We start from the raw sequence: 9540 nt of genomic DNA on the forward strand, positions 1-9540 counted from the left end.
CCATGGGCTACGCACGCTACGAGATCACGCGCAGCGACGGAGTTGCGATCGAAGCCGGATACGCGGTCGAGGCCCTGTGCGACTGGCCGGGCTGTCCCGAGACCGTCTCGCGGGGGATGGACGCCCTGTGCGGACTGACGCCCGGCGGCGACGAGTTCGGCTGCGGCAAGTGGTTCTGCAACGAGCACCTGGTCATGGCCCCCGACGGGGCCGGCTACCGCTGCCCCGGCTGCCGCACCAAGGGCGCCGACCCGCTGGCGCATTCCGAAGACGCCATGGTCGCCACCTTCGGTGACGGAGCGCCCTCGTGAGCCCCTGGACCGGGCGCATGAAGACGGCGCTCCTCGGCCGGCACGTGCACCCTGCGGAGTTCTCGACCTGGGAGGGTGCCCGCCGCTATCACGAGCGGTACTGGCGCGACCGCGAGACGCTGGAGCACCTGCGGGCCACCATCCCGGAGCGGGGCATCGAGGAGCCGCTGCTGCTCGGCGTCCGCGAGCGCGACAAGTTCGTGTTCGTCTATGAGGGCCACCACCGGGCCGTCATCGCCCTGGAACTCGGCGTCCCCTTCTTCCCGTTCCGCTGGTTCTGGGATCCGGACGTGCGCGACGTGCAGGAGGTCGCGTTCCCGTGGCGGATGGTGGGCTGATTTCCGTCTGTGCTTGACCGCCGATCACCGCTATGTCACAGTGATCGCAGGCGCCAGTAGTGTGCCCGTAGACCACAGGAGCCCTCGGCCATGTCGGGGGCTTTCTGCATGCCGGGGAGGTGCCGTGCGGCCCCACGACCTGTTCCCCGACGACCTCGTCTACGCCCACGACGCCGAACGCCTCACCGGCGTACCGCAGGCGGTCATCCGCAAATGGGCCTCGCGGGGCCGCATCCAGCGCTTCCAGGGCGACGGCCGGCCCACCGGACTCGGCCACGCAGCACGCACCATGTACGCCCTCCCCGAAATACGCGCCCTCGCCGCCACCTACCGGCCCACACCCCAGCGCGCACCCCGCGCCGCCTGACCCCCGACCGGGCCCGACGTCCCCCAGGTCGGGCCCCGCCTGCTGCCCGGCACCACGGCGGCCCGCCGGGCAGCAGGCACCCCCAGCGGCCGCGGCCGCGCCCCGCATACCGAGCCGGACGGCTCACCGTCTACCGAGGAGCCCGTCATGGCCCGCACCGCCATCACCCCCACCCAGGCCACCCGGGCCGGCACCGTCCTCCCGGCACCCACCACAGGCGACGCCACCAACGGGCACTCCGTACAGAACGACGGCCGCGTGATCCTCATCGTGAAGAACACCGGAGCCAGCAGCAGGAACATCACCTTCCTGACCGCCCGCTCCATCGACGGCCTCACCGCACCCACCCGCGTCGAGGCGATCCCCGCAGGCGAAACGCAGGTGTTCGGGCCGTTCGACGCCAACGACTACGGCACCGGCCTTGCCTTCGACGTGACCCACGCCGAACTCACCATCAACGCCGTGCGGGTCTGATCCGCACCGAACTGGGGAAGCCCACATGGCCCGCATCCAGATCCTCGAACTGCCCACCATCTACCGCGAAGGCAGCGATGACGAGACGCCGTTCGCCGTGATCGTTGACCAGTGCAGTTCGGTACCCGACGTGAACGGCGTGCTCAACGTGAGCTGGGAGCGTTTCGCGAAGAACGTCGGAGCGCGCGCCCTGATGGTCACGCCGGACACCGTCGAACTGCCGTGAGCGGCGGATGACAGGGGGCGCGCCATGGCTGACCAGAAGATCGGGCAACTGCTCGACAATCTCGGCGTGACGGCGGATCTGGAGGCCGACGACATGCCCACCGACGCGCTCGTGCTGATCAAAGCCGTACAGCCCGACGGAGGCGTGGCCATCTCCATCGGCAAGTCCGAGACGCTGGACTGGGTAGGGCAACTCGGGCTCCTCCACGGAGCGCTGACCCTCATCTCCGACAACGGCGTCGAAGGGCCGTGAGGGGCGGCCCGCAGAGGGCGAGGGGGTGACGCGATGCCTTCACGCCTCAAGCCCCCGTGCTCACGTCCGGGCTGCGAGAACACCAAGCCCTGTCCCGAACATGGGCAGGACACGCGTGCGCGAGGGGGAGCGCGGCAGCGCGGCTACACGATCAGGCATGAGCGGCGCTTCAGGCGTGGCGTGCTGGATGCCCAGCCCGTGTGCGTGCTGTGCAGGCAGGCCCCGGCCACCGAGGCAGACCACTGGCCGCGATCACGTCGACAGCTCGAAGCTCAAGGACTCGACGCCGATGACCCGCAGTACGGGCGAGGACTGTGCAAGCCGTGCCACGGCAAGGAGACCGCCCGGCACCAGCCCGGAGGCTGGCACGCGAAACAGTGATCAGTGCGACGGGGCGGCGAAATCGGGGCTCGGGACGGCGCATTTCGAGGCGAACGAAGCAGCGAATTCCTGAAAATAATCAAGGATTTTCGGGCCGAGACCTGGGGGTGACCCCCTTGATCATCCCGACCCGGACCGCGGGGGAGGGAAATTCCTGGCGCCGCGGATCATGATCTTTTGATCCTGGGGGTGATCAAGCGTGTCCGTGCCTGGACGCAAGCCGAAACCCCCGCTGCAGGTCGTCCGCGAAGGCAACCCCGGCAAGCGGCCGGTCCGTGAGGGCGTCAAGCTGCCGCCGGCTGAGCTGGTTGAGCCGGACTGGGCTCACTTCTTCCCCGACGTCCGCGTTCCGGCCAAGCCCCGGGCCCCTAGGGGTGCGGATGACGAGGAGCTGAAGGAGTACCGGCGTGAGGTCGAGGCCTGGCAGCGGGTGAAGCTGGCTTCCGAGGCCGCCAAGTTCGGCCGCGAGGTGGCCGGGCGGGAGTGGGGCCGGGTCGTCCCGGTTTTGCAGTTGATGGCCGGGCTGACGTCGGTGGACCGGTCGACGGCGGTCGACTACTGCGTGTGTGTCGCCCGTCTGGAGTGGTGTGAGCGCCAGTTGTCCATCGAGGGGCTGGTCACGATGGGGCAGCGCGGCCCGTGCCGCAACCCGTTGACGACGATCGCGACCCAGTACCGGACTCAGTTGAAGGCGTACATCGGGGAACTCGGGCTGTCGCCGTCGGCTCGCGGCCGGCTGACGCCGCCGGAGGGTGGCGGCGATGGCGACGAGGACGACCCCTTCGACTGAGAGGCTCTCGGCCCGGGACCGCGAGGAGGGGCTGCCGGTTCCGCGGGCGGCTCTTCGCGAGCTGGGCATGTCGGACGAGGAGATCTCCGAGGCGCTGGCGTCGCGGCCGTTGGTGTCGGCGTTTCGGATGCCGGACCAGCCCGGGGCCTGGTTCGATGTGGCGGCGGCGCGGCGGGCGCAGCGGGCCATCGAGTCGTTCCGGCACACGAAGGGCCGCTGGGGCGGTACGCCGCTGAAGCTGGCCGGGTGGCAGTTCCTGTGGGTGATCGCCCCGGTGTTCGGCTGGCTGTGGCACGACCCGGAGCTGGGGTATCCGGTCCGGGTCGTGCGGGCGGTGTGGATCGAGGTGCCCCGGAAGAACGGCAAGTCGACGCTGTCGTCCGGGATCGGGCTGGCGCTGCTGCTGGCGGACCGGGAAACGGGTGCCGAGGTGTATGCGGCGGCCGGGTCGCTGGAGCAGGCCAAGCGGGTCTTTGACGACGCGAAGCGGATGGCGCAGACGTCGAAGGCGGTCAGGGGCCGGGCCGAGGTGCTCACCTCGGTGATCCGGGTGCCGCGCACGGGCGGCGTCTTCCGGGCCCTGTCGCGGATAGCGGAGACGGCGCACGGTCTGAACGTGTCCGGCGCGGTGATCGATGAGGTTCACGTGCACAAGAGCCGGGATCTGATCGACGCGATCGAGACAGGGACGGGCGCCCGCGACCAGCCGCTGATCGTGTTCATCACGACGGCGGACGATGCGCAAGAGGGCTCGATCTACGACGAGAAGCACGCCTACACCCGCAAGGTCGCCGAGGGCGTCGTCGAGGACCCGGCGCACTACGGCGTCATCTGGGCGGCCGACGAGAGCGACGACCCGTTCGACGAGGCGACGTGGCGCAAGGCCAACCCCGGTCTCGGCACCAGTCCGACGCTGGCCTACCTGCGGCGTGAGGCGAACAAGGCCCGTGCCACGCCCTCGTACTTCCCGACGTTTCTGCGCCTCAGCCTGAACGTCCGCGAGAAGGCGTCCACGCGGTGGATCGATGTGCGCAAGTGGGACGCCGTCGCGGGCATGGTCGACACAGGCGCTTTGAAGGGGCGCCGGGCGTGGGGCGGCCTGGACCTGTCCGCGGTGAGCGACCTGTCGGCGTGGGTGCTGGCCGTGGAGTCCAAGCAGCCGGGCGTCGAGGTGGAGCTGGTGCCGCGGTTCTGGCTCCCCAGTGAACGGATGGAGGACCTGCAGCGTCACCTCCAGGTGCCGCTGGCGCAGTGGGCCCGCGAGGGCTTTCTGGAGCTGACCGAGGGCGACGCGGTCGACTACGACACGATCGAGCGCCGCGTCCTGGAGGACTGCAAGACCTTCGATCTGCAGTGGATCGGCTACGACCGGATGTTCGCCGGCCAGCTGGTGCAGAACGTGGACCGCGAGACCCGGCGGGGCGTGAAGGTGGCGCCGATCAGCCAGACGTTCCTGGGGCTGTCGCCGGCGTGCAAGGAGATGGACCGGCTGCTGCTGGAGGACGCGGTGCGGCATGGCGGGCATCCGGTGCTGCGGTGGATGGCCGGCTGCGTGGAGACGATCGCGGACGGCAACGACAACTACCGGCCCACCAAGCCGGACCGCAAGAAGTCGCAGGCGCGGATCGACGGGGTCGCGGCCACGGTGATGGCGCTGGACGGCTTCCTGCGGCGGCCGAAGAAGAAGTCCCGGGTGGCGGTCGGATTCTGACGGGGGTGCCGGGTGGCGCAGCGACATCCCGTGGGATCCCCGGAGTGGTGGCTGGAGCGGCTGTGGGCGCAGCTGGAGGACCGCCGGAAGTACGTGGACGTGATGCGCACGTACTACTCGGGCGACCATCCCCTTCCGATGATCACCGAGAAGGCCAGGCCCGCCTTCCAGCGGCTGCTCAAGCAGGCCCGCTCGAACTATGTCGGCCTGGTGGTGGACGCCACCGCCGAGCGCATCCAGGTCGACGGCTTCCGGCTGGGGGATGCCGAGGTGGGCGATGAGGAGGCGTGGCGGATCTGGCAGGCGAACCGGATGGACGTCAACTCGGACCTGCTGATCGCTGAAGCCGTGAAGGTGGGGCGCAGCTTCGCGCTGGTCGCTCCCAACCCGGCGGATGCCGCGACGCCCCTAGTGACGGCCGAGGACGCTTCCCAGGCGATCGTCGCCTACGAGCCCGGCAGCCTCTATGTCCGGGCGGCCGGGCTGAAGGCGTGGACGGACGACTGGACCGGCGATCTGATGGCCACGCTGTATCTGCCGGACGGCCTGTACAAGTACCGGGCGCCCGAGCCGAAGAAGGGGCTGGGCGGCACGCCGCGGTGGGTGCAGCGGGAGGTCGCGGGCGAGGCGTGGCCGGCGCCGAACGACCTGCGCGAGGTGCCGCTGGTCGAGGTGCAGAACCACCCGGACCTGCTGGGCAACCCGCACTCGGAGATCGAGGATGTTCTCGACGTCCAGGACCGCATCAACAAGACGCTCATCGACCGGCTGATGGCGCAGGAGTACAGCGCCTTCCGGCAGCGGTGGATGACCGGCTACGAGGTGCCCGTCGACGAGGACGGCCAGCCGATCGAGCCGTTCAAGGCGGCCGTGGACCGGCTGTGGGTGATCGAGGACGAGAACGTCAAGATCGGGGAGTTCTCGGCGACCGACCTGGGCCCGTATCTGGAGTCGATCGAGGCGGACGTGCAGCACATGGCCGCGCGCACCCGAACGCCCGCGCAATACCTGCTGGGCAAGCTCTCCAACGTCAACGGCGAGACGCTCAAGGCCACCGAGTCCGGCCTGGTGGCCAAGGTGCGCCAGCGCTGCCGGCCGCTGGGCGAGGGCCTGGAGGACGTGGTGCGCCTGTATCTCAGGGCCGCGGGCGATACCCGGGACCTGGCCCGGACCGAGGTGATCTGGCACAACCCGGAGTTCCGCACCGAGGGCGAACTCGTCGACGCTCTGGTGAAAATGAGCACGCTCGGGGTGCCGCACGAGGCTTTGTGGGAGCGGTGGGGTGCCTCCCAGACGGAGATCGCCCAATGGCGGGAGCTGCGGGAGCAGGCAGCGGCCCGCGTGATGGACGGGGACCTGGCCGCGATGTACGGGCCCAAGCCGGGCACGGGGGCCGATGATGGCGACGGCGGCTGACCTCGCGGCGGGCCGCTACCGGCAGGTGGCCCGCACCGAACGCGCCCTGGTGGCCCTCATTCAGCGGATCTGGCGCCGCCTGTCGGCGGCCACCATCGCGGAAGACCTCGAAGGCGAGGCCGGGGCAGCCATCCTTGCCGCGGTCGTCGCCGGGCAGATCTCCGTCGCCCAAGGCGCGCAGGCGTTCGTGGCGGCCTCGATGGCCGCCCAGGGCGGGGCTGGGGTGGCGGAGGCGGCGCTGACGGCGGCGGCCTTCGCGGGCTTCGCGCCGGGCGGGGGCTCGCTGGAGACACTGCTGTTCGTGCCTGCGATCGGGGTACGCCAGCGTCTTGCAGCCGGGATGCCGGCGCAGGAGGCGATGCTCGGCGGCCTGGCCGACATGGCGATGTACGCCACGACCACCGTTGCCGATACGGCCCGCTCCTCCGCGCAGGTGGCGATGGCCGCCGACCCGCAGGTCGTCGCCTACACGCGGGTCGTGAACCTGCCTGCGTGCTCGCGGTGCATCGTGCTGGCCGGCCAGCAGTACGCCTACTCGGAAGGATTCCTGCGCCACCCGCGGTGCGACTGCCAGACGGTGCCGCTGCGGGAGAAGGAATGGGCGGGCGTCCAGTCTCCCCGCGACCTGTACGAGGCGATGAGCGAGGCCGAACGGCGGCGGACGTTCACCGTGGCCGGGTCCCGGGCCGTCGGTGAGGGCGCGGACCTCGGACAGGTCGTCAACGCACGCCGCGGCATGTCCCGCCCGGACGCGGCCACGACGTCGGAGGGCACCACCCGCCGGGGCCTGTACGGGCGCCGGGTGCGCCGGACCGGGGGCGGCACGGCCCGCATCCCGGGCGAGCGGTACGCACGCACCACGCAGTCCCGCCTGACGCCGGAGGAAATCTTCCGCCGGGCCGAGGGCCGCGCCGAGCAGCTTCGCCTGCTGCGGCGCTACGGCTACCTGGTGTAGCCCGCACACTTCCCCGCCGCGAGGGCGGGGCGAGCAGGAAGGCAGCCGTGATGGCTGACGAGAACAGCACCACCGACCGGGCCGAGGAAACGTCCGAGACGGACGGCACCGAGGGCACGGACCCCCGCGCCAGCGAGCAGCCGAAGGAGACACAGGGGCAGACGGTCCCTCCGGAGGTCGAGCGCGCGCTGCGCAAGGCCAACAAGGAAGCCGAGTCGCTGCGGCTGAAGCTGAAGGCGTTCGAGGACCGCGACAAGAGCGAGGCGCAAAAGCTCGCCGAGCGGGCCCAGACCGCCGAAGCGGAGGCGGAGAAGGCCAACAGGAAGCTGCTGCGCTTCGAGGTCGCCGCCCGCAAGAAGCTCCCGCCCGGCTGGGCCGGACGCCTGCAGGGCTCCACCCGGGAAGAGCTGGAGGCCGACGCGGAGACGCTCGTGAAAGAACTGGCCGAGCAGCAGCGGCGCCACAGTCCCAGCTTCGACGGCGGCGTGCGCAAGCAGGCGCCGAAGACCAACGACATGAACGCCGTGATCCGCCGCGCGGCGGGCCTCGGCTGACCACCTCCGGCACGGCAGGTTCCGGCCGGCATGACCGAGAAGGGGCCGGAGCATGGCCTATGACAACGTGACCTCCAGGACGGACGCCGCGGCGCTCATCCCGGAAGAGGTCTCCACCGAGATGCTGGGCAAGGCCACGGACCGCTCCGCGGTCCTGTCCCTGTTCCGCCGGGTGCCGGTGCAGCGCGCCCAGGTCCGCTTCCCCGTGCTGTCGGCGCTGCCGGTGGCGTACTTCGTCTCGGGGGACACCGGCCTGAAGCAGACCACCGAGGTCAACTGGGCGAACAAGTACATGAACGTCGAGGAGATCGCGGCGATCATGCCGGTGCCGGACAACGTCCTCGCCGACGTCGAGGCGAACATCTGGGACGAGGCGATGCCGCTGCTGACCGAGGCGTTCGGCCGCACCCTGGACGCCGCGGTGTTCTTCGGCACCAACGCCCCTTCCTCGTGGCCGGTAAACGTTCTGACCGCCGCCACCTCCGCGGGCAACAGCGTCAGCGCGGGCACCGCAGCGAACCAGGGCGGCTACTTCGGCGACATCGACAAGCTGTACGCCGCGGTGGAATCCGACGGCTACGAGATCACCGGGTTCGCCGCGGCCAACGCCGCCCGCGGCAAGCTGCGCTCGGCCCGCGACTCGCAGGGCCGCAAGCTGGACGACGGCCGCACCTCCGGCGCCCTGGACCTGCTCGACGGCAAGCCGATCGTGTACCCGATGAAGGGCATGTGGCCCGCGGCGGGCGGCGCCGGCGTCGACGGCGTCGACCTGTTCGGCGGCGACTGGTCGCAGTTCATCGTCGGCGTCCGCCAGGACATCACCATGAAGATCCTCACCGAGGCGACGCTGTTCGACAACAGCGGCAACGTGATCTTCAACCTGGCGCAGCAGGACATGACCGCCGTGCGCCTCACCTTCCGGGTCGCCTGGCAGGTCTCCAACCCCATCAACAACGAGCGGCCCACCGAAGCCGACCGCTACCCGGCCGGCCTCATCAAGACCGCCGGCGCGTAAGGAGACCGTCATGGCTGACACCGCCCCCTTCGTCAAGGTCATCGAGGCGGACGTCCCGCCCGTGTCGACCGCCGGTAACGACGACGACACCGTGCTGGCCCAGGCGCCGTTCGCCTGCACCGTCACCGCCGTCGAGTACGTCCCCGAGGCCGCCATCACCGGCGCCGCGACCAACAACCGCACCGTGTCCCTGGTCAACAAGGGGCAGGCAGGCAGCGGCAGCACGGCCGTCGCCACCCTCAACTTCGACAACGGCGTCACGGCCGCCGCCAACAACGAACGCGTCATCCCGCTGTCGGGCACGGCCGCGAACCTCGCCCTCGCCGCCGGCGACACCCTGCAGTGGCGATCCGTGCACATCGGCACCGGCATCACCGACCCCGGCGGCCTGGTCCGCATCACCGTCTCCCGGAACTGAGGAGTACTCCATGGCTTCGCAGACGCCCAAGAGCGGCAAGCAGGCGACACCGGATGACGGGGTGGCCCAGGAGATCCAGCGCCGCACCGATACCGCCGAGGACCAGGGCTTTCTCGGCACTGAGGTCGACCCGACACCGAACGCGCACTACACCTTCGCCGGGCAGGCGGCGGGCAAGCCGACACCGGAGACCGACGGGGCCACCGCCAAGGCGGCCCGCGCGGCCTCGCACGGCTGACGAGAGGAGGCCGCCGTGCCCCTCCCCCGCTGGCGACGGCGGCCGACCTCGCCGCGCTGCTCGGCCGCACCTTCACCCCCGCTCAGGAGGCGCA

14 protein-coding genes are annotated in these 9540 nt (G+C 70.6%); all 14 read left to right on the forward strand.

Features of this window, described 5'->3' with window-relative positions:
* Positions 1-2: 2 nt before the first annotated feature.
* Positions 3-311 carry a hypothetical protein gene (locus tag ACEXOX_RS40445; RefSeq protein WP_406519428.1) on the forward strand — a complete coding sequence of 103 codons (309 nt, stop codon included), beginning with the start codon at positions 3-5 and terminating at the stop codon, positions 309-311.
* Entirely contained in the window at positions 308-649 is a 342-nt protein-coding gene (locus ACEXOX_RS40450) for a hypothetical protein (RefSeq protein ID WP_406519427.1), read from the forward strand. Before ACEXOX_RS40445 ends, ACEXOX_RS40450 begins: the two co-directional genes overlap by 4 nt.
* A gap of 124 nt (positions 650-773) precedes the next feature.
* Positions 774-1016: a hypothetical protein gene (locus tag ACEXOX_RS40455; RefSeq protein WP_406519426.1), complete on the forward strand. Its 243-nt coding sequence runs from the start codon at positions 774-776 to the stop codon at positions 1014-1016.
* Between the two features lie 147 nt (positions 1017-1163).
* Positions 1164-1490: a hypothetical protein gene (locus ACEXOX_RS40460; RefSeq protein ID WP_406519425.1), complete on the forward strand. Its 327-nt coding sequence runs from the start codon at positions 1164-1166 to the stop codon at positions 1488-1490.
* A 25-nt stretch (positions 1491-1515) separates the two neighbouring features.
* On the forward strand, positions 1516-1716 hold the full coding sequence (locus tag ACEXOX_RS40465; RefSeq protein ID WP_406519424.1) for a hypothetical protein: 201 nt from the start codon (positions 1516-1518) through the stop codon (positions 1714-1716).
* A 24-nt stretch (positions 1717-1740) separates the two neighbouring features.
* A complete protein-coding gene (locus ACEXOX_RS40470) occupies positions 1741-1968 on the forward strand; it encodes a hypothetical protein (RefSeq protein WP_406519423.1) in 228 nt (75 codons plus the stop codon).
* A gap of 580 nt (positions 1969-2548) precedes the next feature.
* Positions 2549-3139, forward strand: coding sequence for a P27 family phage terminase small subunit (locus ACEXOX_RS40475; RefSeq protein ID WP_406519422.1), 591 nt, complete (start codon positions 2549-2551; stop codon positions 3137-3139).
* The gene (locus ACEXOX_RS40480) at positions 3111-4850 is read left to right on the forward strand and encodes a terminase large subunit (protein ID WP_406519421.1); all 1740 of its coding nucleotides are present in this window, start codon (positions 3111-3113) and stop codon (positions 4848-4850) included. Before ACEXOX_RS40475 ends, ACEXOX_RS40480 begins: the two co-directional genes overlap by 29 nt.
* Positions 4851-4880: 30 nt before the next feature.
* A complete protein-coding gene (locus ACEXOX_RS40485) occupies positions 4881-6266 on the forward strand; it encodes a phage portal protein (protein WP_406519420.1) in 1386 nt (461 codons plus the stop codon).
* A complete protein-coding gene (locus tag ACEXOX_RS40490; protein ID WP_406519419.1) occupies positions 6247-7221 on the forward strand; it encodes a hypothetical protein in 975 nt (324 codons plus the stop codon). Before ACEXOX_RS40485 ends, ACEXOX_RS40490 begins: the two co-directional genes overlap by 20 nt.
* A gap of 50 nt (positions 7222-7271) precedes the next feature.
* Positions 7272-7775 carry a hypothetical protein gene (locus ACEXOX_RS40495; protein ID WP_406519418.1) on the forward strand — a complete coding sequence of 168 codons (504 nt, stop codon included), beginning with the start codon at positions 7272-7274 and terminating at the stop codon, positions 7773-7775.
* 52 nt (positions 7776-7827) lie between these two features.
* Positions 7828-8790, forward strand: a complete 963-nt coding sequence (locus ACEXOX_RS40500) for a phage major capsid protein (RefSeq protein ID WP_406519417.1) — start codon at positions 7828-7830, stop codon at positions 8788-8790.
* 10 nt (positions 8791-8800) lie between these two features.
* The gene (locus ACEXOX_RS40505; RefSeq protein ID WP_406519416.1) at positions 8801-9208 is read left to right on the forward strand and encodes a hypothetical protein; all 408 of its coding nucleotides are present in this window, start codon (positions 8801-8803) and stop codon (positions 9206-9208) included.
* A gap of 10 nt (positions 9209-9218) precedes the next feature.
* Positions 9219-9446, forward strand: a complete 228-nt coding sequence (locus ACEXOX_RS40510; RefSeq protein ID WP_406519415.1) for a hypothetical protein — start codon at positions 9219-9221, stop codon at positions 9444-9446.
* Positions 9447-9540 lie beyond the last annotated feature (94 nt).

Origin of the sequence: Streptomyces sp. Ac-502 (assembly GCF_045222935.1) — a bacterium.
GTDB lineage: Bacteria > Actinomycetota > Actinomycetes > Streptomycetales > Streptomycetaceae > Streptomyces > Streptomyces monomycini.